Source organism: Cupriavidus cauae (assembly GCF_008632125.1).
Classification (GTDB): Bacteria; Pseudomonadota; Gammaproteobacteria; order Burkholderiales; family Burkholderiaceae; genus Cupriavidus; species Cupriavidus cauae.
The window spans coordinates 37,280-61,404 of the sequence record NZ_VWRN01000071.1 but is presented as its reverse complement, the minus strand read 5'-3'; the positions used below and the strand labels follow the sequence as shown (position 1 = coordinate 61,404).

Here is a 24,125-nt window from a genome sequence, read left to right as displayed (position 1 = left end):
CGCTACCACCTCCGGGATTTCCCTGAATCGGGCAAAAAATCCGGTCTCAACCGCTAGACGGCCTGGCATTCCGGCTCTTATGATGGCGACCATTGTTGTATGACGACTGACAAATAACTCGTTCCGGAGACATCATGCACGCACGCCGCCGCTTCCTCAGACTGGCCTCCACCGCCGCCCTCGCCGCTGCCGCCGCCCCGCTGGCGGCCCCCGCCCTTGCCGCCGATACCTGGCCGAATCGCCCGATCCGGCTGGTGGTGCCCTATCCCGCTGGCGGCTCGTCGGACATCATCGCGCGGCTGATCAGCAAGCAGCTGGGCGAGGCACTGGGCCAGCCCGTCGTGGTCGACAACCGTCCGGGCGCCAACGGCAATGTCGGCGCCGCCTTCGTGGCGCAGTCCGGCGGCGACAACCACACGCTGCTGTTGTGCGATGTCGGCGCGCTGGCGATCAGCCCGTCGGTCTACACCAAGCTGACCTTCGATCCGGCCAAGGACCTGAAGGGCGTCGGCATGCTGGCCTATTCGCCGCACATGCTGGTGGTCAACCCGTCGGTGCAGGCCAATACGCTGAAGGACCTGGTCGAGATGTCCAAGCGCGGCGAGCTGAATTTCGCCGTCACCGCGATCGGCAGCGCCCCGCATCTGGCCGGCGTGGCTGTGCAGCAAGCCACCGGCGCCAAATGGCAATACGTGCCGTACAAGGGTGGCGCGCAGGCGATTGCCGATACCGTCGGCGGCACCGCGCAGGTGCTGATGAACGGCATGCTGGCGACGCTGCCGCATGTGCAGAGCGGCAAGCTGAAGGCGATCGCGGTGTCCAAGCGCACCCGCATGCCGCTGGTGGGCAATCTGCCGACCATCGCCGAACAGGGCGTCGCCAATTTCGAATCGGGCACCTGGCAGGGCGTGATGGCGCCGGCCAGGATGCCGGACGCCGCGGTGACGCGCCTGAACGCCGAGCTGGTGCGCATCATCCGTTCGCCGGAGGTGCGCGCGCAGCTGGCCGGCCAGGGCGCCGAGGTGGTGACGATGACGCCCGCCGAGACCAACCGCTTCTTCGCGGCCGAGAAGACGCGCTGGGCCGCGGTGGTCAAGCAGGCGGGCATCAAGCTGGACTGACGGCGGCCAGCCGGGAGGCTTTCGGCACTCTCCTCCCGGCCCGGATGAGCCCGGGCGTGGCCCAGGCGGCAAGCGTATACTGGCCGTTGCTATCGATTTTGACCGGTTCACGCTGTCCGCCACCTTGTCCGCCGCTGTGTCCGCCCCCTCCCCTCACTCTCACGACGATCCCCGCCCGCTGCCGCCCAACCGGCCCGACGACGACGCCTGTTGCGGGAGCGGCTGCAGCCCCTGCATCTTCGATTTCTATTACGAGGAAATGGAGCGCTACCGCCAGGAACTGCGCGCCTGGCTGGCGCGGCATCCCGAGGAGGCGCCCTCGCCGTGACGGCCATGACCACCGCGGCGACGCCGGGCGCTGCCGCGCCGATCGCGGTCGACGGTCCGCCGCATGGCGACGACGACGCGCTGATCGGCCTCGTACGCCGGCACCCGCGCCTGCTGGTGCTGACCGGCGCCGGCATCAGCACCGATTCGGGCATCCCCGGCTATCGCGATGCCGATGGCAACTGGCGTGCGAGCACGCCGATCCAGCATCGCGAATTTCTCGAATCGCACGCGCGCCGCCAGCGCTATTGGGCGCGCAGCATGGTGGGCTGGCCGCTCATGTCGCGCGCCTTGCCCAACGACGCCCACCGCGCGCTGGCCCGCCTGCAACAGGCCGGGCACGTGGAGGCGCTGGTCACGCAGAACGTCGACGGCCTGCACCAGGCGGCGGGCAGCACCGGCGTGATCGAGCTGCATGGCAGCCTGAGTTCGGTCGTCTGCCTGTCCTGCGGCGAACGTCACGCCCGCGCCGACATCCAGCACGAACTCGAAGCGGCCAACCCGGCCATTGCCGGCCTGTCGGCCGTGCCGTCGGCCGATGGCGACGCGCATCTCGAGCCCGACGACCTGCACGGCTTCACCGTGCCGCATTGCCGCCGCTGCGCCGGCATCATCAAACCCGACGTGGTGTTCTTCGGCGATTCGGTGCCGCGCGATCGCGTGGCCGCGGTCCACGAGGCATTGCAGCGCGCCGACGCGCTGCTGGTCGTGGGCTCCTCGCTGATGGTCTTTTCCGGATACCGCTTCTGCGTCGCCGCTGCGCAGGCCGGCAAGCCGGTCGTCGCGATCAATCTCGGCCGCACCCGCGCCGATCCCCTGCTGACCATGAAGATCGCCGCGCCCTGCGGCGCCACGCTGACGCGCCTGGACGCCGCGCTGCGCAACATCGCCGCCTGACTTCGCAGCAATTTCGATACGAATAAGTCGCAAATCAGAAACGGCCGTAAACCACCGACAGTTGAGACACCAATTCGGTAGCAGCATGTGACCCGTCGTTGGTTGTGGCGTCGGCGTGGACTGGGGATGTCCGTCGCGATCGTCGACCACCGCCACGCGCGAAGGGTCCGGTGCACGGTATGTACATGCCGCCCGGACGTGAACCTCCCCTGTCACAGGCGAATACCATGAAAGTCTCCTATCTGAATTCGATGTCGACCGGACACAGCCATGCGGCCAAGGACTTGTTCGCGGCGCCAATCAGTGTCCCCGGGCTGACGGCCGACGAGTTGCCGCAGCTCCTCGATGGTGCCGAGCGGTTGTTCCTCTCGGACCCACGCATGGAGCCACGCGTCAAGTTGGAGATCGCGGGCGAAGCCGTCCCCCTCGAGGACATCGCAAGACACAGCCATGACAGGCAAGGGGCTGCCATCCTGGAGGGCATCGCGGCGAGGCTGCCCCGCACGTTTGCCGGCCAGGCGCCGACTTCCGCCATCGAGGAATCGGCCTACTATGCGGTGGCAGCGTTGATCGCCAGCCCAGCCTTTTGGAATACGGCCGAAACCACGCTTCGGTCGACGCTGAACCACGACACCACTTACGGCGAAATCCGCTTGGCGAGCCCTGCCCAGCTCGGCATGAACGTCGAGATGTCGAAGGACGGCAAATCGATGGAATGCCATTTGAGCGCGGCCTGGCATGAATACCAGTCCGGTGGCCAGTGGCATTGCATGCGCGAGCACGGCGCGGTGCTCACCGCCAATGTCAAGGTCGTGATACCGCTGAAGCGCAGGGCCGGAAATCAGTGGCTGGAGGGCAGCTTTGTTTCACTGCATGTCAACAGCCCGCTGCCCGAGATCCGCGACAAGCTGATGAAGCATGGCACCCGCGGGTTCGTCACCGCGCTGCTCGATGCGCTGGCCAGTATTCCGCTATTGGGGCGGCTGTTTCGCGGCGTGCAGATCAAGGTGCGGGTCGGAGGCGTGGACTTTCATCGTCACCGCCTCGCGAAGGTCCCCAAGAGCCTGGGCAATTGGTCATGGGCAGGCAGCCAGCATGTCGCGCACGCAGCGGATCCCGAAGCAAGCGGCCAGCATATCGTCATCAAGAAGCTCGCGCATCGGCCCAACTGGATCCATCGCATACATGGCCCGGCTGCCGGCGATACCCCCTCTTCCTTGAGGACACTGCTGGAGCAGCGCGACCCTGCGCTTCGGCAGAGGGTCGCCATCGGCGACTGGAACCAGCAAGGGCTCATCGAGCATCAGGAGCACCGTCAGCCGGACGCCCCGATCGCTCCCCCTGACCTTCCGCTACCGCCGCCGGACTTCGTCCCGCAACCGCCGCTCGGCCCATCCCCGGAGGTCCAGGCGGAACTGGAAGCACTGCGACAAACCGTGGCAAGGGAACGTCGATTGCGGGAGGAGATCGAGGGCGAGCACAACACGGTGCTGGCAGAGCGGAACACGCTTCTCGCGAGCGTTGCGAACCTCGAGCAAAGGTTGACCGCCGCGGAGGGCGAGCGAAACCACCTGCGGCCCCGGCTCGAGCAGGTGACAAGCCAGTACGAGGAAACCCAGGACAAGGTACGGGAACTGCAAGCGAAGGTCGCCAAATACGAGGCGGGCCTCGCCGCTGAAAACCTCGCAAAAATACCGATGGATCTCGTCTACCAGCAGCGAAAGGGAACGGATGAGCGGAAGCCGAACGGCGCGCCGACCCCGGGGAAAAGGGGCCGCGCGATGACGTTTTCGGGGCCGGAGAAGGGCTCTTCGCCTACGGTCGCCAACAACGCCGCAGCCGGCACCGGGTCGCCGACCGGGGCAGACGACAAGCCATAAGACCGGCTCGCAGCACGTCACCGATGCGGTGCGGACGCTCTGCGCCGCATTTGCATCGCCTGTCCAGGTCGCCCGGCCGACGCCGCATCGGATCGAAATCTTTCGGCATCCCGCAGATCATTCGCCCCGGATCGCGGATCGGCCAGCGGCGTATTCCATACCGATCGCTGCTACCCGATATGCCATTCTCCAAACCCTTCATCGATCCCTGTGCCATGCTGCACGCCGTCACGCATGCGCCGATGCCCATCCCGACGGCTCCGTCCGAGCACATTGCGCGTGCCAACTTCGGCATGGCCTTTGCCCAGACCGCATGGCGACTGTTCGAAGATGAGCGGTGCCGCATCGAATTCGCGGGCGCGAGCCATGTCAATTCCGATCATCTCGTCGAACAAGCCAGGCTGAACAATCGCATCCGCGACAGGCGCGCGCGCGAGGCGGAGCCCTACAGCAGAACCCAGGCCGGCCACGAACTGATTGCCGCGATAGCGGGCCAATTGAAGGCGCAGGCGGCGCCCGGACAGAACATCGACAATCTGGCGCACGCCTATACCGCCGCGGCGACCCTTTGCACCGACGAGTTCTGGAAGGCCGAGGCGGTGGCGCTGCAAGCGATTTCCGTGCGCAACGGAATCGATCTGCCGCTGCTGCCCTCGGTGGTCAGCGCACGCATCACGCCGCTGGAAGACGGCACCGGCTGGCGCATCAACAAGCTGATGAAATGGCATTCCTACACCGGCCCGGACGACAACACCTATTACATGTCGAATCTGCGCCCCGTGCTGACGATCGATCATCAGATCGAGATCCATTGCGATGCCAACGACCCGCCATTGCGCAGCTTGTTGAATTGGCTCCAGGGACGAGAGCCCGAGCGATACAAGCTGGGCGAACGCTCCGACGCCATTCACGTGGCATGCCTGGCGCCGGCGCTGGACCAGGCCCTGACGACGATGCAGCCAGGGAGCGGCAATCTGTTGATACGCCTGTTGTCCCGGCTGCTCGACTACCTCTCCGACCTCTTTCACGACATGCTGGACGAATGCCGCCGCCGCGAGGGAGTGGCCTACCGCATCATCGCGGCCGGCGAGGCGGAGTCCTTCCGATGCGAGCGCCCCTGCGGAATCGGACAATATCGCAGCGATGACGCCGCCGAGGATCAGTCGCTGACCCCGATCCAGCTGCATCGGCAACGTGAAGCGCGGGACAGGAGTCTCAAACCGATCGAATACAGACGTGCCAATGAACGCCACTATGTCGCCCGCAGGACGGACGGTCAGATGAACGGCTCCGGCTGCTATGTCTTCGAAGCGCTCGACGCCGAGCACCATGTCATGCGGCAATCGACCACCGACGGCGACCTGCGGCCTTGCATGCAATCGGTTCTATACGACTCGCGCGGCATGGAGCCGCCCAAACCGGTGCATGGCGAACCGCCGTCCGACGAAGCGTCGGACCTCAGCGACGATGACGACGGCGAAGAGCGCGCCGGCGGCGAGTCGTCCGCACGCGACATCGCCGAACAGGAATCCGCGCCGGTCGCCGACATCGCAGAGGATCCGGCCCCCATCCCGGACTCGGGCACCGCGGCGGCCGCAGGCCGGCGGTTTTCGCTATTCGGTGGCAGCTGGGTCATGGTTCCGCGGATGGCCGACTGAGCGCGGGGAGCGCCGGCGGCACCGCCGCTACCGCCGCTACCGCCGCTACCGACGGTGCCGCCGGCGCAACGGATCAGGAGGTTGCCGGCGCGCCCTTCTCCAACCCCGTCATCACCGCCATCAGCTGCTCCCGCAGCCACCGGTTCGCGCCATCATTCTCCCCGCCCGCATGCCAATACAAGTGCAGCTCCAATGACGGCACCTTGAACGGCAGCGTCAGCAGGCGATTGCCATAGGCCTCGTTGGCGATGCGCGCATAGCGCAGCGGCAGCGTCGCCAGCAGGTCGGTGCAGCTGACGATGCGGCAGGCCGCCGCATAGTGCTGGCAGCGCAGCCGTACCCGCCGCGTCATGCCCATTCGGTGCAGCGCCTGGTCTTCCAGCCCCGCGCCGCGCCGCCGCGACGACACGTGCACGTGCTCGGCGGCCAGATAGCGCTCCAGCGTCAATTCCTTCTTCACCAGCGGATGGTCGCGCCGGGCCAGCACCACCATCGGATCGGCCATGAACTGCGCGTGGTGGATCGCCGGCGAGACCGGCAGCAGGATGTCGATCGCGGCATCGAGCGTCCCGGCCAGCAGCTCCGACTCCATCTCGCGGCGATCGAAGCGCACCGCGGCGATGTCGACGTGCGGCGCCACCGCGGCGACGCGCGACATCAGCGGCGGCAGCAGCGTCGACTCCAGCGCGTCGCGCATGCCGATGGTGAAGCGCCGCACCGTCGCCGCCGGATCGAAATGCGGCGTGTCCTGCAGCGTGCGGGCGAACGACTGCAGCGCGGTGCGCACTTCCCCGGCCAGCGAGCGCGCCAGCGGGGTCGGCGCCATGCCCTGCCCGCGCCGCTCGAACAGCGGGTCGTCGAACAGCGTGCGCAATCGGCCGAGCGCATGGCTGACCGCCGGCTGCGTCAGGTTCAGCTGCCGGGCGGCCGCCGTGATGCTGCCTTCGGTGTAGATGGCGTCAAACACGACGAACAGGTTCAGGTCGATGCGGGAGAGCTGCATGGCGGCGATTGTGGCATGGAATGCAGGAGATTGATACCGTCGAATCCAGAAAATTCATTTTTCATATTCCAGCGAATCGGATAGAGTGGGCCCCAGTCGGCGTATATCGCGCCCGCCCGCCGCCTGCCGGTCCGCTGCCCTGCGGTGGTCCGGCATCAGCGGCGGGGCCAAATCGCAGGGGTTGTGAGGGGACACCATGGATTTCGAATACTCGCCCAAGGTCAAGGAAATGCGCGCCAGGCTGCTGGCCTTCTTCGACCAGCACATCTATCCGAACGAGAAGCGCTTCCACGCCGAGATCCAGGCCAACCGCAAGGCCGGCAACGCCTGGGTGCCGAGCAAGCTGATCGAGGAGCTGAAGCCGCTGGCGCGCGAGGCCGGCCTGTGGAACCTGTTCCTGCCGCGCTCGCCGCGCGCGCCGGAAGGGCTGTCCAATCTGGAATACGCGCCGATGTGCGAGATCATGGGCCGCGTGCCCTGGTCGCCGGAGGTGTTCAACTGCGCCGCGCCCGACACCGGCAACATGGAAACGCTGGAGCGCTACGCCTCCGAGGAACTGAAGGACAAGTGGCTCGAGCCGCTGCTGCGCGGCGAGATCCGCTCGGCCTTCCTGATGACCGAGCCCGACGTGGCGTCCTCCGACGCGACCAATATCCGCTGCCGCATCGAGCGCGATGGCGACCACTACGTGATCAACGGCACCAAGTGGTGGTCGTCGGGTGCCGGCGACCCGCGCTGCAAGGTCTATATCGTGATGGGCAAGACCAATCCCGATGCGGGCCGCCACGAGCAACAGTCGATGATCGTGGTGCCGGCCGATACGCCGGGGATCACCGTCAAGCGCCATCTGCCGGTGTTCGGCTATGACGACGCGCCGCACGGTCACATGGAGATCGAACTGAAGAACGTGCGCGTGCCGGCGGACAACATCCTGCTCGGCGAAGGCCGCGGCTTCGAGATCGCGCAGGGCCGCCTCGGTCCGGGACGCATCCACCACTGCATGCGCAGCATCGGCGTGGCCGAGCGCGCGCTCGAACTGATGTGCAAGCGCAGCCTGGACCGGGTCGCGTTCGGCAAGCAGATCGCCCGCCATGGCGTCACGCAGGAACGCATCGCGGAGGCCCGCTGCGAGATCGAGATGGCGCGCCTGCTGACGCTGAAGGCCGCGTACATGATGGACACGGTCGGCAACAAGGTGGCCAAGGCCGAGATCGCGATGATCAAGGTGGTGGCGCCGAACGTCGCGCTGAAGGTCATCGACTGGGCGATCCAGGTGCATGGCGCCGCCGGCGTGTCGGAAGACTTCCCGCTGGCCTCGTGGTGGGCGCACCAGCGCACGCTGCGCCTGGCCGACGGTCCGGACGAGGTGCACCGCAACGCGATCGCCAAGCTGGAACTGGCCAAGCACATGAGCCTGAATCCGGACGAGATCCAGATGCCGGTCACGCGCGGCGGCTGAGGCCGTCGCCCGATAAAAAACATCGGCGGCCATCCGGCCGCACGACTCCAGGGCAGCTGCGCCGGCAGCGAGCCATCCACGCGCAGCTTGTCTGCGCGTTTTTTTCTTCTGTGATTAAATGCGTCGGTCCATTCAACCGGCGCTCCGCTCCGCTGGCGAGTCGGCGGCGCCCTCTCCCGTCCAGGAGCTTCCTCGATGATCGATGTCTACAGCTGGGCCACGCCCAATGGCCACAAGGTTCATATCATGCTGGAAGAGTGCGGCCTGCCCTACCAGGTGCACCCCATCAATATCGGCGCCGGCGACCAGTTCGGCGAGGAATTCCTGAAGATCAGTCCGAATAACAAGATTCCCGCCATCGTCGACAGCGAAGGGCCGGACGGCGAACCGATCTCGCTGTTCGAATCGGGCGCGATCCTGGTGTATCTGGCCGGCAAGACCGGCAAGTTTCTGCCCGAGGACGTGCGCGGCAAATACGAAACGCTGCAATGGCTGATGTTCCAGATGGGCGGCGTCGGTCCGATGCTGGGCCAGGCGCACCATTTCCGGATCTATGCGCCGGAGAAAATCGAATATGCGGTCAACCGCTATACCAATGAAGCGCGCCGCCTCTATGGCGTGATCGACAAGCAGTTGTCCGGTCGTCCCTGGCTGGCCGGCGACGAATATACGATCGCCGATATCGCAACCTTCCCGTGGCTGCGCAGCTGGCAGAACCAGGGTGTCGAACTCGACGACTATCCCCATCTGAAGCGCTGGTTCAACACGATCGCCGAGCGCCCCGCGGTCAAGCGCGGCGTCGAGGTACTGGCGCGCGAACGCAAGCCGCTGCATACCGAAAAGGAACGCGAGATCCTGTTCGGCGCCACACAATACGCCCGCCGTTGAGCGGCGCGGCGCCGCGGGCAGGACTCGCGGCGCCTTTTCCGCCGCGGCGCCCGACGACGCCCCCGCAGTCCCTCGCCGGCCATCCCGCGGCCGGCTCCCGCCTCACTCCTCTCTTCGCCTGTGTTGCCACGCTGCGGCAACCGTCTCTCGCCGTTCCGGCCGCCTCAGCGCCCCATCTGCGGCTTCCGATTTCGTCAGATTAACGGGCAACAACAAACCTATCGTTTTCGGAACCGAGGATTCAGGTGAATACCTGTATGACATTCGCTCGCGTCCATGCGAAAACAGTGCACCCCGGTCCTCGTTCCGCTACCGCCCATCCGATTTTCGACAGTAAATGCAACCTATAGGGTGAGTTCACACACTTTATGTTGGCTGACACCGATTGTGCGACGGACTCTAGGATGTCGAGTCGACCGGGCCAATCCCTTAACTTCCTTCGAGTTCACATCTTGTCAAAACCATGGTCGGCGATCCTCTCAAGCAATTTGGCCAACGCCTGACGGCCCTGCGCAAGCAAAGGGGCTGGTCCCAGGAAAAGCTCGCCCTCGAAAGCGGAATGGCGCGTTCCTATCTCAGCGGCATCGAACGCGGACTGCGTAATGTAGCGCTGATCAACATCTGCACTCTGGCCGATACCCTCGGCGTCCCTCCCGGCGAAATGTTGAAGTTCGATGGCGAAAACGCGGTGTTGACAGTCGAGGAATTACGCGTTCCATTTGGCGGCGAGGAAACCACCGCGCAACGCAATGCGCGGCGTTATATGGCAAGGCTCGATAATGACGACCAGGACCTGGTCGCCTCGGTGGCACGAGCCCTCGCCCGCAAGCGCAACAACCACACCTAGCACGCGCCGCCGACGGCGCCGCACATCGCGGCTACATCGCGGCTACATCGCCAGCATGCCCTGCCGCTCGATGAAGCGGATCACCGCGTCAAGACCCTGCCCCGACTTGACGCTTCCCATCACGAAAGGCCGTTCCCCGCGCATCTTGCGCGCATCGCTTTCCATCACGTCGAGGTTGGCGCCGACATACGGCGCGAGATCGGTCTTGTTGATCACCAGCAGATCCGACTTGGTGATGCCCGGCCCGCCCTTGCGGGGAATCTTCTCGCCGCCGGCGACATCGATCACGTAGATCGTCAGGTCCGACAGCTCCGGGCTGAATGTCGCCGCCAGATTGTCGCCACCGGATTCGATGAACACCACGTCGGCATCGGGAAAACGCGCCAGCATGCGGTCGACCGCCTCGAGATTGATCGACGCGTCCTCGCGGATTGCCGTATGCGGGCAGCCGCCGGTTTCCACCCCCATGATGCGCTCGGCCGGCAGCGCGCCGGAGATCGTCAGCAGGCGCTGGTCTTCCTTCGTGTAGATGTCGTTGGTGATCGCCACCAGGTCGTAGCGCTCGCGCATGGCCTTGCACAGCATCTCGAGCAAGGTGGTCTTGCCGGAGCCGACCGGGCCGCCGACGCCGACGCGCAGCGGAGGGAGTGTCTTGGTACGGGTCATGATGTCTCGTCCGATTCGATTTGTGGCTGCGGATGTATGGCTGCGAATGTGGCTGCGAATGTGGCCGCCAATGTGGCTGCGAATGTACGGCTGCGAATGTGTCGCTGCGGATATGTGGCTGCGGATGTCTGCCCGTGGAACATGGCTGCGCTCAGGAGCGGAACAGCCGCGAATACTGCGTTTCGTGGCGCGCTGACAGCAGGCCCAGCATCGGCGACAGCGTCGACAGAGCGGGCGGTTCGGCATCGGCGCGGCGCGTTGCCTCGGCCACGGCGTCGAGCACGCAGCCATGCATGCCGCGCAGGATCTGCTGGCCCGCCACCTGTCCCAGCGGCACCGCCTTGATCGCCGCGGCGATCTGGTTCTCGGCCCAGTTGAAACAGTAGGCGGCCAGCCCGTCGCCCTCGTCGACCTGCAGCGCGACGCAGGCGGCGGCGAAGGCCGTCGGCAGGCACACCGGCGACATCGCCGCCAGATCATCGCGCAGCGCCGGCTCGCCCCATGCCATCTGTCCGACCAGCCGCGCCAGCGACCATCCCATCTGCTCGGTCTCCAGCCGCAGCTCGGCGCTCTCACGGCTGCCGTGGAACCAGTCGTTCCAGTAGCGCACGCCCTCGCGGTCGCCGGCACGCCAGGCGCGATACAGCAGCAGCCATAGCGGCGCCTCGGCATGCACCTGCACGTGCAGCAGATTGTCGCGAATCCACTGCCCCGCGCTGTCGGCATCCCGCACGATGCCGCAGTCGATCGCCGCCTCCAGCCCCTGCGAATAGCTGAACCCGCCGATCGGCAGCGCCGGCGAGGCCAGATGCAGCAGCGAGAGCAGTTGGGGGAGCTGGGTCATGGCAGCGCGAGCGAGTCAGTGCCGGTGATCGCAGCCGGCATGGTGCGCGTGGCCGCCATGTGAATGATCATGGTCATGCGGGTGATCGTGGCCGTGCTCGTGATCATGGCCATGCGAGTGCAACTGCGAATGCTGGTGCGAGTGCGAGTGCGAATGCGACTGCGAGCCCCCATGATGCTCGTGAAACACCGCCTGCGCCGCCGCATAGTCCTCGGCGAAGGTCGCGTCGTGGCCGTGCTTGTGGCCGCCGCCGTAGGCGCCGGCCTCCGGCTCGAACGGCAGCTCGGCGCGCTCGGCCTGCACGCCCAGGCGCATCAGCATGTCGGCCAGCACCGGATCGTATTCGAGCCGCAGATAGTCGCGGCCGATCTCGACCGGCGTGTGGCGGTTGCCCAGGTGATAGGCCGCGCGCATCAGCGCGTGCGGATCCTCGGCCCGTACCTGCAGCACCGATTCCGCGGCCGCCTGCACCTCGACGAACGTGCCGTCGGCGCTCACCAGCAGATCGCCGCCGCGCAGCACCGTGCCGCGCGGCAGGAAGATCGCCGCTTCCTCGCCGTTGTCGAGCACGGCGCGCAGGCGGCTCTTGCTGCGGTCGCCGAAGGGCAGCACCAGCTTGGGCGCGCGGCGCACCAGCACCGGCGCGATGCCGTGCGGCGCGGGAAGATGCTTGTCGATCTTGTGCATGGTCAGAACAGGAAATAGCGCTGCGCCATCGGCAGCGAGGTGGCCGGCTCGCAGGTCAGCAGTTGCCCGTCGGCGACGACCTGATAAGTCTCCGGATCGACGGTGACGGTCGGCTGCCAGTCGTTGTGGACCATGTCCCGCTTGCTGACCGTGCGCGTGCCGCGCACCGCCGACAGCGTCTTCTGCAGCCCGTAGCGCTCGCCCACGTTGGCCGCCAGCGCGGCCTGCGAGACGAAGGTCAGCGACGAACGATGCAGCGCCCCGCCGGCGCTGCCGAACATCGGCCGATAGTGCACCGGCTGCGGCGTCGGAATCGACGCGTTCGGATCGCCCATCGCCGCCGCGGCGATCATGCCGCCCTTCAGGATCAGGCTCGGCTTGACGCCGAAGAACGCCGGCTTCCACAGCACCAGGTCCGCCCACTTGCCGACCGCGATCGAGCCGACCTCGTGCGCGACGCCATGCGTCAACGCCGGATTGATCGTGTACTTGGCGACGTAGCGCTTGACGCGGAAATTGTCGTGGCCGCCGCGCGCATCGTGCGGATCGCCGGGCAGCTTGCCGCGCTGCACCGCCATCTTGTGCGCGGTCTGCCAGGTGCGCAGGATCACCTCGCCGACGCGCCCCATCGCCTGCGAGTCGCTGGAGATCATCGAGAACGCGCCGAGGTCGTGCAGGATGTCCTCGGCGGCGATCGTCTCGCGGCGGATGCGGCTTTCGGCGAAGGCGATGTCCTCGGCGATCGACGGATCGAGGTGATGGCAGACCATCAGCATGTCCAGATGCTCGTCGATCGTATTGATCGTGTAGGGCCGCGTCGGATTGGTCGACGACGGCAGCACGTTGGCCTCGCCGCAGACCTTGATGATGTCCGGCGCGTGCCCGCCGCCCGCCCCTTCGGTGTGATAGGTATGGATGGTGCGGCCCTTGAACGCGGCGATGGTCGCCTCGACGAAGCCGCCCTCGTTCAGCGTGTCGGTATGGATCGCGACCTGCACGTCGGTCGCGTCGGCCACCGACAGGCAGGTATCGATCGCCGCCGGCGTGGTGCCCCAGTCCTCGTGCAGCTTCAGCCCGATTGCGCCGGCCTCGACCTGCTCGAGGATCGGCTGCGGCAGGCTGGCGTTGCCCTTGCCCAGCAGGCCGATATTCATCGGATAGGCGTCCACCGCCTGCAGCATCCGCTCCATATGCCAGGGGCCGGGGGTCACCGTGGTTGCATAGGTGCCGGTAGCCGGGCCGGTGCCGCCGCCGATCATCGTGGTGACGCCGCTCATCAGCGCCTCCTCGATCTGCTGCGGGCAGATGAAGTGGATATGGCTGTCGATGCCGCCGGCGGTCACGATCATGCCTTCGCCGGCGATCACCTCGCTGCCGGGGCCGATCACGATCGTCACGCCCGGCTGGATGTCCGGATTGCCCGCCTTGCCGATGCCGGCGATGCGCCCATCCTTGATGCCGATATCGGCCTTGACGATGCCCCAATGGTCGACGATCAGCGCATTGGTGATCACCGTGTCGACGCAATCGCGCGCCAGCCGCTGGCTCTGCCCCATGCCGTCGCGGATCACCTTGCCGCCGCCGAACTTGACCTCCTCGCCGTAGATCGTGAAATCCTTCTCGACCTCGATCACCAGCGCGGTGTCGGCCAGCCGCACGCGGTCGCCGGTGGTCGGGCCGAACATCTCTGCATAGGCCTGCCTTCCGATTGTCAACGCCATCACAGCGCTCCCATGATCTTGCCGTTGAAGCCGTAGACGATGCGGTCGCCATCGAGCGCGACCAGCTCGACGGTGCGCGACTGTCCCGGCTCGAAACGCACCGCGGTACCGGCGGCGATATTGAGACGGAAGCCGCGCGCGGCATCGCGGTCGAAGTCCAGCGCGGCGTTGGTTTCGTGGAAGTGGAAGTGCGAGCCGACCTGGATCGGGCGGTCGCCGGTATTGGCGACCGCCAACCGTATCGTCGCGCGGCCCGCGTTCAGTTCGAGCTCGCCGTCGGCGGGCATCAGTTCACCGGGGATCATGGCGTCTCCTGTCGTGCTGTCGTGCTGTCGTGCTTTCGTGCTGTCGGATGTCGTCCGTCGGCTATCGGCTGTCGGCTGTCGGCTGTCGGCTGTCGGCTGTCGGCTGTCGGCTGTCGGCTGTCGGCTGTCGGCTGTCGGCTGTCGGCTGTCGGCTGCCAGATCAGGCCACCATCAGCCCGACGCCATACAGCGCGACACCGGCGCCGGCCGCGCGCGCGAGCCACGGCGCATGCCGGCGCAACACCGTGCCGGCGGCGATGCCGGCCAGATGCAGTGCCATGGTCGCGGCCGCAAAGCCACCGACATAGGCCAGCACCGCCGGCAGCGCGCCGGCGCTGGCCGGCAGTTCGACGCCGTGCGCGTAGCCATGGAACACCGCAAAGCCGCCGACCAGCGCCATCGCCACGCCTGCCGGCAGCCGCGCGCGCAACGCGACCAGCAGGCCGACCACCAGCAACGAGGCGGCGATCATCGGCTCGACCGCGGGCAAGGCAACGCCGGCGAGGCCGAGCGCGGCCCCGACCAGCATCAGCGCGACGAAGGTCAGCGGCACGCGCAGCACGCCGCCGCCCGCGCCGACCGAGCCGAGCGAACCGACCGAGCCGACCGAGCCGACCGAGCCGACCGAGCCGAACGCGCCCGCCGTGCCGACCGCCAGCGCGCTCCAGACGCCGACCGCCACCATCGCCAGCAGATGGTCGGCGCCAGTCAGCGGATGCAGCAAGCCCGAGGCCAGGCTGGCGCCGACGCTGGCGACATCGTGGCCCGGATGCGCCAGCGCCGGCGCGCTGCCCAGCACCGTGGCCGAAGCCGCGAGATGCGTCGCGGCGCGCGCCAGGCCGCGCGGCATGGCTTGTTGGAGAGAAAGGGAGCGAATGAAACCGGCCATGTTGTCCTCGGTGAAATACGGAAATTCAGTCAGCGGCTGGGATGTCCGACATGTGTGCGATGCGCGCCTGCGTGCCTGCGTGCCTGCGCGCCTGCGTGCCTGCGTGCCTGCGTGCCTGCGTGCCTGCGTGCCTGCGTGCCTGCGCGCCTGCGCGCCTGCGTGCCTGCTTACCGGCGTGCGATGCGTGCGATGCGTCCGATGCGTGCATGCGTGCGATACGCCCGTAGTGCGTCAAACGATCGGCTGATGCACGGTGACCAGCTTGGTGCCGTCGGGAAAGGTCGCCTCGACCTGGATCTCGGGGATCATCTCGGCGACGCCCTCCATCACGTCCTCGCGCGACAGCACCGTGGTGCCGGCATGCATCAGTTCGGCGACGGTGCGCCCGTCGCGCGCGCCCTCCATGATGGCGGCGGTAATCAGCGCCACCGCCTCGGGATAGTTCAGCTTCAGCCCGCGCGCGCGGCGGCGCTCGGCCAGCAGCGCGGCGGTGAAGATCAGCAGCTTGTCCTTCTCTCTTGGCGTCAATTCCATCGCCTGTCCTCGGTGTTCGGTTCGTTGTCTTTCGGTTGGCACGGCACGCAGGCCATCGCGTTCACCGGTACGGCCGCCATGACGTTCGCCATTACGTTCGCCATTACGTTCGCCATCAGCTCCGCCGTTACGCCGGCCATCGCTTCGGCCCTCGCTTCGGCCCTCGCTTCGGCCCTCGCTTCGGCCCTCGCGTCGGCCCTCGCGTCGGCCCTCACGTCGGCCCTCACGTCCGCCATCACGTCGACCACAGCCGCAGCGGCTTCGCCTCGACCCCATGGATCGGCATGCGCAACGCGCTCCACGCCGCCACCATCAGCTCGCGCACCGGTTCGATGCGCGCGCCCAGCACGCGCAGCAGCAGCATCGGCTGCTCGGCGTCGGCGAGGCAGGTCACACCGGCACGCAGATCGGCGCGATACGGCAGGCTCTCGGCAAGCCGCTCGGCCAGGTCCTGCGTCGCGCCCGCGCCGACGGCCCACAGCGTGCCGAGCACCGGCAGGCCGTCCAGCCCCACGCGTGCGTGGCGCAGCAGCGAATCGGCATCGAGGCGGGCGTGCTCGCGCCACAGCGTGCGCGTGCCCTGCCCGATGCGCGTGTCCATCCACGCCGTGCCCCGTCGCCATTGCTCGCCGGACGCCTGCCGGCCGAGCACCAGCGCGTCCCAGCCGATCGCGCTGGCGCCGGGCGCCACCTCGACGGTGGTCGCGAGCCGCGCGCGCGCATCGTCGAACACGATGTTTTCCTGCGGCAGCCAGTCGAGGCGCGCGCCCGTGGCGACCACGATGCGCACGCACTGGCTGGCGTCGCGGCCGAGCGACTTGTACCACTTGGTCGCGCCCGGCGTGGCCAGCACCGCGTGCGCGCCGGATTCGATGCCGATATCGATGTCGAGCACGTCGCCGCCCGCGATGCCGGCCGGGGGATGCAGCACCACCGCGTGGCAGATGCCGCCCTCCGGATACAGCGGCTTCTGCACCATCAGCGGCCCGGCATGCCGCCGCTCGACCAGCGCGCTGCGCTCGCCGCGCACCGCGAAGCGCAGGCGCAGGCTAGCGTGCCACGCGGCCGGCATCGCCAGCGTCGCGGCGGGATCGTCGGCGGGGAAATCGGGATGGCGCATGACTCGGCGAAGGAGCGGGAGAAAGCGAGATAAAGACAGGGAAAAGGAGAGAGGCCGCCTAGACCGCGATCATCTCCCGCACGCCCTCTTCTTCCATCCGGCCGCCCTCGCCGCTCGCCACCACCTCGCCGCGGCTCATCACCACGTAGTGATCGGCCAGATGGCGCGCGAATTCGTAGTACTGCTCGACCAGCAGCACCGTCATGCCGAACTCGTCGACCAGCAGCCGCAGCGCGCGGCCAATGTCCTGGATGATCGACGGCTGGATGCCTTCTGTGGGCTCGTCGAGAATCAGCAGCTTCGGCTCGCTCATCAGCGCGCGGCCGATCGCCAGCTGCTGTTGCTGCCCACCGGACAGGTCGCCGCCGCGACGTTGCCGCATCGTGCGCAGCACCGGAAACAGCTGGTAGATGCGGTCGGGCACACCGTCCGGCTTGCCGCGGCTGGCCGCGCCGATCAGCAGGTTCTCCTCGACGGTCAGCCGCGGAAAGATCTCGCGCCCCTGCGGCACATACGCCAGCCCGGCGGCGACGCGCTCGTAGGGCGGCGCCTTGTCCAGCGCCCGGCCATTCCAGCGGATGCTGCCGCTGCGCGTCTGCACCACGCCCATCAGGCATTTCAGCAGCGTGCTCTTGCCCACGCCGTTGCGGCCGAGCAGCGTGGTCAGCCGGCCTTCGGGCACCTCGAAGCTGACGTCGCGCAGGATATGGCTGCCGCCGTAGTACTGGTTCAATCCGCTGACTTGCAGCATCGGTTTTCCTTTCTGCGTTCCAATCCGGCGCCGAATTCAGCGCGGCAGTTCAGCGCCCCAAATACGATTCGATCACGCGCTCGTCGCGCTTGACCGCGTCCAGCGTGCCCTCGGCCAGCACGCTGCCTTCGGACAGCACCGTGACCTTGCCGGACTCGCCCGCCAGCGCGGCGACGAATTCCATGTCGTGTTCGACCACCATCATCGAGCAGCTGCCGCGCAGGCCATCGAGCAGCTTCGCCAGCTGCATGGTTTCCTCGTCGGTCATGCCGGCCACCGGTTCGTCGAGCAGCAGCAGCTGCGGCTGCTGCATCAGCAGCATGCCGATCTCGAGCCGCTGCTTCTGCCCGTGCGACAGCAGCCCCGCCGGCCGGTAGGCCTCGTCTTCCAGGGCCGTCAGCGCCAGCGTCTGCTCGATGCGGTTGCGGCCGTCCGCGTCGAGCCGCGCGCGCAGCGACGACCACCAGCGCTTGTCGGCCTTCATCGCCAGCTCCAGGTTCTCCCACACCGCGTGCTGCTCGAACACGGTCGGCTTCTGGAACTTGCGGCCGATGCCGGTCTGCGCGATGGTCGGCTCGTTCAACCGCATCAGGTCGATGCTCTGGCCGAGAAACACGCGGCCGCTGACCGAGGCATTGCGCGGCCCGGTCTTGCCGGTGATCACGTCCATCATCGTGGTCTTGCCCGCGCCATTGGGGCCGATCACGCAGCGCAGCTCGCCGTGGTCGATCGACAGCGTCAGCTTGTTCAGCGCGCGGAAGCCGTCGAACTGCACGGTGACGTCCTCCAGATAGAGGATCGGGCCGTGCGAGACATCGATGGCGCCGCGCTCGAGCACGCGGCCCAGGCCGGTGGCATCGCCGCTTTCCGCCTGCGTGGCGTCGTGGCGTGGCGTCGGATTTCGGTTCGGGTCCGTTGCGGCGATCATGCTTTTGCTCCGCTGCGGGCGGCCGGCGCCGCGATCGGTGTGGCGGGCGTCGTCGGCGACGCGGATGAAGATGGTGACGCGGATGCAGCGGGCGACGCGGATGCAGCGGGCAACGCGGATGCAGCGGGTGACGCGGATGCAGCGGGCGACGCGGAGGCCGCGGACGGCGCGGACGCGCGCACACCGTCGGCACGGCGCAGCCGCGCCAGCAGCCCCACCACGCCATTCGGCAGATACAGCGTCACCAGCACGAACATCGCGCCGAGCAGGAACAGCCAGTACTCGGCGAAGTGCGCGGTGAACAGCGTCTTCGCGCCATTGACCAGGAAGGCGCCGATCACCGGACCGATCAGCGTGCCGCGCCCGCCGACCGCGACCCAGACCGCCATCTCGATCGAATTCGCGGGCGACATCTCGCCCGGATTGATGATGCCGACCTGCGGCACATACAGCGCGCCCGCGATGCCGCACAGCACCGCCGAGAAGGTCCAGACGAACAGCTTGTAGCCGAGCGGGTTGTAGCCGGAGAACATCACGCGGGTCTCGGCATCGCGTACCGCGGTGACGACGCGGCCGAGCTTCGAGGTCACGATATAGCGGCAGGCGATCAGCCCGCCCAGCAGCGCGAAGGCCGTCAGCACGAACAGCACGGTGCGCGTCTCGGGCGCGGCGATGGCGAAGCCCGCGATGCGCTTGAAGTCGGTGAAGCCGTTGTTGCCGCCGAAACCGGTCTCGTTGCGGAAGAACAGCAGCATCGCGGCATACGTCATCGCCTGCGTGATGATCGACAGGTAGACGCCCTTGATGCGCGAGCGGAAGGCGAAGAAGCCGAACAGCCAGGCCAGCACGCCGGGCACCAGCAACACCAGCAGCAGCGCGTAGCCGAAGTGTTCGGTGCCGTGCCAGAACCACGGCAGCTCCTTCCAGTCGAGGAACACCATGAAGTCGGGCAGCTCGCTGCGATAGACGCCGTCGCGGCCGATCGCGCGCATCAGGTACATGCCCATCGCGTAGCCGCCCAGCGCGAAGAACAGTCCGTGACCCAGGCTCAGGATGCCGCAGTAGCCCCACACCAGGTCCAGCGCGATCGCCGCCAGCGCGAAGCACATGATCTTGCCGATCAGCGTCAGCGCATAGGCGGACAGATGCAGCGGATGGGTGTCGGGCAGCACCAGCGCGCACACCGGCACCGCCACGGCCGCGAGTAGCGCGACGACGGCGAGCGCCAGCCAGCCGCGCGCGGAAAACAGCGGCTGGCGCGCGGGCACCGCCAGCGTGAAGGCACGCGTACCGGGATCGATCGAGCTTTGCATCATGCCTCCGCGCTGCGCCCCTTGAGCGCGAACAGTCCCTGTGGCCGCTTCTGGATGAACAGCACGATCAGCACCAGGACGATGATCTTGGCCAGCACCGCGCCGTAGAACGGCTCGATGAACTTGTTGATGATCCCCAGGCCGAAGGCACCGACGATGGTGCCGGCCAGCTGCCCCACGCCGCCGAGCACGACCACCATGAAGGAATCGATGATGTAGGCCTGCCCCAGGTCGGGGCCGACATTGCCGATCTGCGACAGCGCGCAGCCGCCCAGGCCCGCGATGCCCGCGCCGAAGGCGAAGGCATAGCTGTCGACCTTCCAGGTGCGCACGCCGACGCAGGCCGCCATCGTCCGGTTCTGCGTGGTGGCGCGCACGAACAGGCCCAGCCGGGTGCGGTTCAGCACGGCCCAGGCGATCGCCACCACGGCCAGCGCGAACACCACGATGACGATGCGGTTGTACGGAATGACCAGGCCCGGCATCCACTGCACGCCGCCGCTCATCCAGCTGGGATTGGCGACCTCGACGTTCTGCGCGCCGAACAGCATCCGCACCGCCTGCATCAGCAGCAGGCTGACGCCGAAGGTCGCCAGCAGCGTTTCCAGCGGCCGGCCGTACAGATGGCGCAGCACCAGCCGCTCCAGCACGAAGCCGACCGCGGCGGCGGCAAGGAAGGCCGCGGGCAAGGCCGCCGGCAGATACCAGTCGAAGGCGTCGGGCAGATAGGTGCGGAACAGCGACTGCACCAGCCACGTCGCATAGGCGCCGATCATCAGGAATTCGCCGTGGGCCATGTTGATCACGCCGATCAGGCCATAGGTGATGGCCAGGCCCAGCGCGGCCAGCAGCAGCACGCTGCCCAGGCTCAGGCCGGCGAACAGGTTGCCGATCAGCTCGGCCTGGCGCTCGCTCGCTTGCAGGTTGTCGAGCGCCTGCTGCGCGGCGGCGCGCAGTTGCGCGTCCGGCTCGCGGTATTGGCCGCTCTCGTCGCGTTCGACCAGCGGCTGCAGCCGCTGGCGCGTGACCGGATCGCTGTCGCGGCCGAGAATGCGGATCGCTTCGAGCCGTTCGTCCCGGCTGCCGTCGGCGAGCACGGTATTGGCCCAGATCACGTCGAGCTGGGCGCGCAGCGCGGTGTCGGCCTCCGACTGGCGCGCGGCGGCGACGGCCTCGCGCGGCGCGTCCTCGGGGCGCTCGAGCAGCGCGGCGATCGCCTGCGCGCGCACCGTTGCGTCGGGCGAGGACAGCAGCAGGCTGCCAGCCGCGCCGTCGATCTGCGCGCGCAGGCTGTTGTTCAGCGTCAGCGATTGCAGCGCGGCCGCATCGACCTCGACCGGCTTGCCGGTGATGGCGTCGATCGCGCGCTCGCCCTCCACGCGCACCATGCCGACGCCCGGCGCGAACTGCAGCGTGTCGTCCTGCAGCGCCTGCAGGATCGGGCCGGCCTGCTTGGGGTCGGCCTTGGCCAGCGCGACGATGGCGGCGCGCTTGGCATCGAAATCGTCTTCGGCCAGGGGCCGCAGATCGGCCTGGGTCAGCGCGGCGGCCGCCCACAGCGCGGGCGCCGCCATCAGCAGCAGCACGGCGAGCGTGGCGCGCCACCAGGGCGCGCGGGGCAGCATGGATCGGGACATGGAGATGGGTGGTGGTTGGATCAAGACGATGGCCATCGAACGAACGGCAGCGGAACCGCAGCGGAACAAGGGGCGCCGCTGCCCTCTCCCTCTGCGGAATGCGAGAACCGACTGTGTTCCCCCTCTCCCCTCGGGGGGAGAGGGTCTGGGAAAGGGGGTGATTTGCTCCCCCTCGACGACAGCCCTTACATCACCTTGTCCGGCTTGCCCTCGTTGCCCGCGATGAACGGGCTCCACGGCTGCGCGCGCAGCGGCTTCGGCGTCTTCCACACGACCGAGAACTGACCGTCGCCTTTGACCTCGCCGATCATCACCGGCTTGTACAAGTGGTGGTTCTCGCCCATCGTCAGCGTGAAGCCGCTCGGCGCCTTGAAGGTCTGGCCGATCATCGCGGCGCGGACCTTGTTCGGATCGGTGGTGCCGGCCTTCTTGACCGCCTGCGCCCACATGTGGATGCCGACGTAAGTCGCTTCCATCGGATCGTTGGTCACGCGCTTGTCGCCGCCCGGCAGGTTGTTCGCCTTGACCCAGGCCGCCCATTGCTTCTTGAAGGCGTCGTTCTCCGGGTTCTTGACGGACATGAAGTAGTTCCACGCGGCCAGATGGCCGACCAGCGGCTTGGTGTCGATGCCGCGCAGCTCTTCCTCGCCGACCGAGAACGCCACCACCGGCACGTCCTTGGCCTTCAGGCCCGCGTTGCCCAGTTCCTTGTAGAAGGGCACGTTGGAATCGCCGTTGATCGTCGAGATCACCGCGGTGCGGCCGCCCTGCGAGAACTTCTTGATGTTGGCGACGATGGTCTGGTAATCGCTGTGGCCGAACGGCGTGTAGACCTCCTCGATGTCCTTGTCGGCCACGCCCTTGCTCTTCAGGAAGGCGCGCAGGATCTTGTTGGTGGTGCGCGGGTACACGTAGTCGGTGCCCAGCAGGAAGAAGCGCTTCGCGCCGCCGCCCTCCTTGCTCATCAGGTACTCGACCGCGGGAATGGCCTGCTGATTCGGCGCGGCGCCGGTGTAGAAGACGTTCTTCGACATCTCCTCTCCCTCGTACTGCACCGGATAGAACAGCAGCGCGTTCAGTTCCTCGTAGACCGGCAGCACCGACTTGCGCGACACCGAGGTCCAGCAGCCGAAGGTCACCGCGACCTTGTCGTTGCTGATCAGCTGGCGCGCCTTCTCGGCGAACAGCGGCCAGTTCGACGCGGGATCGACGACCACCGGCACCAGCTTGCGGCCCAGCACGCCGCCGCTCTTGTTGATCTCGTCGATGGCCATCAGCGCGACGTCCTTCAGCGACGTCTCCGAGATCGCCATCGTGCCCGACAGCGAATGCAGCACGCCCACCTTGATCGGCTCTTTCGATTGCGCGATCGCCAGCGGGCTGGTACCGATCATCGCCGCGGCGGCCAACGCCGACAGCTTCAACACCTCACGTCGTTTCATTGCAGCTCCCTAGCTCTGTTTGTGTTCGAGGAAGAACGCACCCCGGGAGCACTTCTGCAACTAGCGTGCCACAAAAAAAGAACGCGGCCTGGCGCCGCGCGGGAGACTGCATTGGCATGACGGCACCGTGGCGGTGCGCCGGCGCCTTGCATCACGATGGTGCGATGATGCAAAGCGGTGCGACGCACCGCACCGGGGCGTCAGGAGTAGCGGCGGCTGATCGATTCCGCGACGCAGACCGGACGGTCGCTGCCCTCGCGTTCGATCGTGACCTCCCAGGTCGATTGCGCGCCGACCAGGTCCGGGGCATTGGGCGGCGGCGCGATGCGCTCGACCTTCAGCAGCTTGATGCGGGCGCGCAGCCGGCTGCCGACCGGCACCGGCGCGGTGAAGCGCACGCGGTTCAGGCCGTAGTTGACGCCGATCTTGACGCCCGGCATCTGCATCGCGCTCTGCATCAGCGCGGGCAGCAGCGACAGCGTCAGGAAGCCGTGCGCGACCGGGGCGCCGAACGGCGATTCGCGCCGCGCGCGTTCGGGATCGACGTGGATCCACTGATGGTCGCCGGTCGCCTCGGCGAACAGGTTGACCTGGTGCTGCGTGATCTCGGTCCAGTCGCTGACGGCGACCTCCTGCCCCTGCAGGCCCTCGAGTTCTTCCAGCGAAGCGATGGTGCGCATCTTCTCTCCTTGTCCAATGTCGGGCCGGAACGACGGTTCCGGTTCGATGGGGGATTCAGGCCGGCCGGCGGCCGTACATGCCCATGCCCTTGACGGTGCAGACCAGCTCGCCGCGCTGGTTGACCGCCTCCCACTGCGTGTGCACGACGCCGCGATCGGGCTTGGACTGCGACGGCCGCTTGTCCAGCACCGACACGAACACCGTCAGCGTATCGCCGGCATAGACCGGCTTGAGCCAGCGGATCTCGTCGACGCCGGGCGAGCCCATGCTGGCCGACTTCGACGTCATGTTGTCGACCAGCATGCGCATCATCACCGCGCAGGTCATCCAGCCGCTCGAGATCAGGCCGCCGTAGATGCTGCGCTGGGCGGCCTCCTTGTCGACGTGGAAGGGCTGCGGATCGTATTGCGTCGCGAAGCTGACGATCTCGTCCTCGGTGATCAGCCGCGAGCCGAGCTCGCGCCGGCTGCCGACGACGAAGTCTTCGAAGTACATGGTGTCGGACATGGGGTCTCCAGTCTGCTGGG

General features: G+C 67.3%; 24 protein-coding genes. 8 read left to right on the top strand and 16 right to left on the bottom strand.

The features are described from left to right. Window positions 1-134: 134 nt before the first annotated feature. From F1599_RS24305 to F1599_RS24285, 5 genes are all read left to right on the top strand, one after another. Window positions 135-1,121, top strand: coding sequence for a Bug family tripartite tricarboxylate transporter substrate binding protein (locus F1599_RS24305; protein WP_255650876.1), 987 nt, complete (start codon window positions 135-137; stop codon window positions 1,119-1,121). A gap of 136 nt (window positions 1,122-1,257) precedes the next feature. After that, complete coding sequence (locus F1599_RS24300; protein ID WP_226109137.1) at window positions 1,258-1,449, top strand: oxidoreductase-like domain-containing protein; 192 nt, start codon at window positions 1,258-1,260, stop codon at window positions 1,447-1,449. A gap of 5 nt (window positions 1,450-1,454) precedes the next feature. Further along, complete coding sequence (locus tag F1599_RS24295) at window positions 1,455-2,345, top strand: NAD-dependent protein deacetylase (RefSeq protein ID WP_223819864.1); 891 nt, start codon at window positions 1,455-1,457, stop codon at window positions 2,343-2,345. Window positions 2,346-2,572: 227 nt separating this feature from the next. Beyond that, on the top strand, window positions 2,573-4,225 hold the full coding sequence (locus F1599_RS24290; protein WP_150084785.1) for a coiled-coil domain-containing protein: 1,653 nt from the start codon (window positions 2,573-2,575) through the stop codon (window positions 4,223-4,225). A gap of 215 nt (window positions 4,226-4,440) precedes the next feature. After that, on the top strand, window positions 4,441-5,883 hold the full coding sequence (locus tag F1599_RS24285) for a hypothetical protein (RefSeq protein ID WP_149319355.1): 1,443 nt from the start codon (window positions 4,441-4,443) through the stop codon (window positions 5,881-5,883). 73 nt (window positions 5,884-5,956) lie between these two features. On the opposite strand, the gene F1599_RS24280 is transcribed toward F1599_RS24285, so the two are convergent. Further along, a complete protein-coding gene (locus F1599_RS24280; RefSeq protein WP_149319356.1) occupies window positions 5,957-6,886 on the bottom strand; it encodes a LysR family transcriptional regulator in 930 nt (309 codons plus the stop codon). Between the two features lie 196 nt (window positions 6,887-7,082). On the opposite strand from F1599_RS24280, the gene F1599_RS24275 reads away from it, so the two are divergent. The 3 genes from F1599_RS24275 (at window position 7,083) to F1599_RS24265 (ending at window position 10,080) form a co-directional block, all read left to right on the top strand. Beyond that, the gene (locus tag F1599_RS24275; RefSeq protein WP_149319357.1) at window positions 7,083-8,345 is read left to right on the top strand and encodes an acyl-CoA dehydrogenase family protein; all 1,263 of its coding nucleotides are present in this window, start codon (window positions 7,083-7,085) and stop codon (window positions 8,343-8,345) included. A gap of 195 nt (window positions 8,346-8,540) precedes the next feature. Then, entirely contained in the window at window positions 8,541-9,233 is a 693-nt protein-coding gene (locus F1599_RS24270; protein WP_150084784.1) for a glutathione binding-like protein, read from the top strand. Window positions 9,234-9,696: 463 nt separating this feature from the next. Next, on the top strand, window positions 9,697-10,080 hold the full coding sequence (locus F1599_RS24265) for a helix-turn-helix domain-containing protein (protein ID WP_149319359.1): 384 nt from the start codon (window positions 9,697-9,699) through the stop codon (window positions 10,078-10,080). Window positions 10,081-10,122: 42 nt separating this feature from the next. Here the strand turns inward: F1599_RS24265 and ureG are convergent, their stop codons facing one another. The 15 genes from ureG to F1599_RS24190 all read right to left on the bottom strand — a co-directional run bounded on the left by ureG (window position 10,123) and on the right by F1599_RS24190 (window position 24,105). After that, complete coding sequence (gene ureG / locus F1599_RS24260; RefSeq protein WP_006578011.1) at window positions 10,123-10,746, bottom strand: urease accessory protein UreG; 624 nt, start codon at window positions 10,744-10,746, stop codon at window positions 10,123-10,125. A gap of 151 nt (window positions 10,747-10,897) precedes the next feature. Further along, the gene (locus F1599_RS24255; protein WP_150084783.1) at window positions 10,898-11,590 is read right to left on the bottom strand and encodes an urease accessory protein UreF; all 693 of its coding nucleotides are present in this window, start codon (window positions 11,588-11,590) and stop codon (window positions 10,898-10,900) included. Window positions 11,591-11,605: 15 nt separating this feature from the next. Beyond that, window positions 11,606-12,277: an urease accessory protein UreE gene (gene ureE, locus F1599_RS24250; protein WP_150084782.1), complete on the bottom strand. Its 672-nt coding sequence runs from the start codon at window positions 12,275-12,277 to the stop codon at window positions 11,606-11,608. A 2-nt stretch (window positions 12,278-12,279) separates the two neighbouring features. Continuing rightward, entirely contained in the window at window positions 12,280-13,998 is a 1,719-nt protein-coding gene (ureC, locus tag F1599_RS24245) for an urease subunit alpha (RefSeq protein ID WP_150084781.1), read from the bottom strand. After that, window positions 13,998-14,303 (bottom strand): urease subunit beta, encoded by a 306-nt coding sequence (locus F1599_RS24240; RefSeq protein ID WP_149319363.1) that lies wholly within the window; start codon window positions 14,301-14,303, stop codon window positions 13,998-14,000. Before F1599_RS24240 ends, ureC begins: the two co-directional genes overlap by 1 nt. A gap of 160 nt (window positions 14,304-14,463) precedes the next feature. Continuing rightward, window positions 14,464-15,153 (bottom strand): HupE/UreJ family protein, encoded by a 690-nt coding sequence (locus F1599_RS24235; protein ID WP_150084796.1) that lies wholly within the window; start codon window positions 15,151-15,153, stop codon window positions 14,464-14,466. A gap of 270 nt (window positions 15,154-15,423) precedes the next feature. Then, window positions 15,424-15,726 carry an urease subunit gamma gene (locus tag F1599_RS24230; protein WP_149319365.1) on the bottom strand — a complete coding sequence of 101 codons (303 nt, stop codon included), beginning with the start codon at window positions 15,724-15,726 and terminating at the stop codon, window positions 15,424-15,426. A gap of 235 nt (window positions 15,727-15,961) precedes the next feature. Further along, window positions 15,962-16,846: an urease accessory protein UreD gene (locus F1599_RS24225; RefSeq protein WP_150084780.1), complete on the bottom strand. Its 885-nt coding sequence runs from the start codon at window positions 16,844-16,846 to the stop codon at window positions 15,962-15,964. A 58-nt stretch (window positions 16,847-16,904) separates the two neighbouring features. Continuing rightward, window positions 16,905-17,597 (bottom strand): urea ABC transporter ATP-binding subunit UrtE, encoded by a 693-nt coding sequence (urtE, locus tag F1599_RS24220; protein ID WP_149319367.1) that lies wholly within the window; start codon window positions 17,595-17,597, stop codon window positions 16,905-16,907. A gap of 49 nt (window positions 17,598-17,646) precedes the next feature. Further along, window positions 17,647-18,525, bottom strand: coding sequence for an urea ABC transporter ATP-binding protein UrtD (gene urtD, locus F1599_RS24215; RefSeq protein ID WP_150084779.1), 879 nt, complete (start codon window positions 18,523-18,525; stop codon window positions 17,647-17,649). Continuing rightward, a complete protein-coding gene (gene urtC / locus F1599_RS24210; protein ID WP_223819860.1) occupies window positions 18,522-19,841 on the bottom strand; it encodes an urea ABC transporter permease subunit UrtC in 1,320 nt (439 codons plus the stop codon). The genes urtD and urtC overlap by 4 nt, the downstream gene beginning before the upstream one ends. After that, a complete protein-coding gene (gene urtB, locus F1599_RS24205) occupies window positions 19,838-21,475 on the bottom strand; it encodes an urea ABC transporter permease subunit UrtB (protein WP_150084778.1) in 1,638 nt (545 codons plus the stop codon). The genes urtC and urtB overlap by 4 nt, the downstream gene beginning before the upstream one ends. A gap of 185 nt (window positions 21,476-21,660) precedes the next feature. Beyond that, window positions 21,661-22,917, bottom strand: coding sequence for an urea ABC transporter substrate-binding protein (gene urtA, locus F1599_RS24200; RefSeq protein ID WP_149319370.1), 1,257 nt, complete (start codon window positions 22,915-22,917; stop codon window positions 21,661-21,663). A gap of 200 nt (window positions 22,918-23,117) precedes the next feature. Next, complete coding sequence (locus F1599_RS24195) at window positions 23,118-23,597, bottom strand: MaoC family dehydratase (RefSeq protein ID WP_006576677.1); 480 nt, start codon at window positions 23,595-23,597, stop codon at window positions 23,118-23,120. Window positions 23,598-23,652: 55 nt separating this feature from the next. Further along, a complete protein-coding gene (locus F1599_RS24190) occupies window positions 23,653-24,105 on the bottom strand; it encodes a MaoC family dehydratase (protein ID WP_149319371.1) in 453 nt (150 codons plus the stop codon). Window positions 24,106-24,125: the final 20 nt, after the last annotated feature.

What these genes read in the sequence shown, in the direction of transcription:
- F1599_RS24190 (WP_149319371.1), bottom strand. Translation starts at nt 24,105, where the DNA reads ATGTCCGACACCATGTACTTCGAAGACTTCGTCGTCGGCAGCCGGCGC.
- urtC (WP_223819860.1), bottom strand. Translation starts at nt 19,841, where the DNA reads ATGATGCAAAGCTCGATCGATCCCGGTACGCGTGCCTTCACGCTGGCG.
- urtE (WP_149319367.1), bottom strand. Translation starts at nt 17,597, where the DNA reads ATGCTGCAAGTCAGCGGATTGAACCAGTACTACGGCGGCAGCCATATC.
- F1599_RS24270 (WP_150084784.1), top strand. Translation starts at nt 8,541, where the DNA reads ATGATCGATGTCTACAGCTGGGCCACGCCCAATGGCCACAAGGTTCAT.
- F1599_RS24230 (WP_149319365.1), bottom strand. Translation starts at nt 15,726, where the DNA reads ATGGAATTGACGCCAAGAGAGAAGGACAAGCTGCTGATCTTCACCGCC.
- F1599_RS24235 (WP_150084796.1), bottom strand. Translation starts at nt 15,153, where the DNA reads ATGCCGCGCGGCCTGGCGCGCGCCGCGACGCATCTCGCGGCTTCGGCC.
- F1599_RS24240 (WP_149319363.1), bottom strand. Translation starts at nt 14,303, where the DNA reads ATGATCCCCGGTGAACTGATGCCCGCCGACGGCGAGCTCGAACTGAAC.
- F1599_RS24280 (WP_149319356.1), bottom strand. Translation starts at nt 6,886, where the DNA reads ATGCAGCTCTCCCGCATCGACCTGAACCTGTTCGTCGTGTTTGACGCC.
- F1599_RS24285 (WP_149319355.1), top strand. Translation starts at nt 4,441, where the DNA reads ATGCTGCACGCCGTCACGCATGCGCCGATGCCCATCCCGACGGCTCCG.
- F1599_RS24255 (WP_150084783.1), bottom strand. Translation starts at nt 11,590, where the DNA reads ATGACCCAGCTCCCCCAACTGCTCTCGCTGCTGCATCTGGCCTCGCCG.
- F1599_RS24275 (WP_149319357.1), top strand. Translation starts at nt 7,083, where the DNA reads ATGGATTTCGAATACTCGCCCAAGGTCAAGGAAATGCGCGCCAGGCTG.
- ureE (WP_150084782.1), bottom strand. Translation starts at nt 12,277, where the DNA reads ATGCACAAGATCGACAAGCATCTTCCCGCGCCGCACGGCATCGCGCCG.
- F1599_RS24225 (WP_150084780.1), bottom strand. Translation starts at nt 16,846, where the DNA reads ATGCGCCATCCCGATTTCCCCGCCGACGATCCCGCCGCGACGCTGGCG.
- F1599_RS24290 (WP_150084785.1), top strand. Translation starts at nt 2,573, where the DNA reads ATGAAAGTCTCCTATCTGAATTCGATGTCGACCGGACACAGCCATGCG.
- F1599_RS24195 (WP_006576677.1), bottom strand. Translation starts at nt 23,597, where the DNA reads ATGCGCACCATCGCTTCGCTGGAAGAACTCGAGGGCCTGCAGGGGCAG.
- urtB (WP_150084778.1), bottom strand. Translation starts at nt 21,475, where the DNA reads ATGTCCCGATCCATGCTGCCCCGCGCGCCCTGGTGGCGCGCCACGCTC.
- ureG (WP_006578011.1), bottom strand. Translation starts at nt 10,746, where the DNA reads ATGACCCGTACCAAGACACTCCCTCCGCTGCGCGTCGGCGTCGGCGGC.
- F1599_RS24295 (WP_223819864.1), top strand. Translation starts at nt 1,455, where the DNA reads ATGACCACCGCGGCGACGCCGGGCGCTGCCGCGCCGATCGCGGTCGAC.
- ureC (WP_150084781.1), bottom strand. Translation starts at nt 13,998, where the DNA reads ATGGCGTTGACAATCGGAAGGCAGGCCTATGCAGAGATGTTCGGCCCG.
- F1599_RS24305 (WP_255650876.1), top strand. Translation starts at nt 135, where the DNA reads ATGCACGCACGCCGCCGCTTCCTCAGACTGGCCTCCACCGCCGCCCTC.
- urtA (WP_149319370.1), bottom strand. Translation starts at nt 22,917, where the DNA reads ATGAAACGACGTGAGGTGTTGAAGCTGTCGGCGTTGGCCGCCGCGGCG.
- urtD (WP_150084779.1), bottom strand. Translation starts at nt 18,525, where the DNA reads ATGATCGCCGCAACGGACCCGAACCGAAATCCGACGCCACGCCACGAC.
- F1599_RS24265 (WP_149319359.1), top strand. Translation starts at nt 9,697, where the DNA reads ATGGTCGGCGATCCTCTCAAGCAATTTGGCCAACGCCTGACGGCCCTG.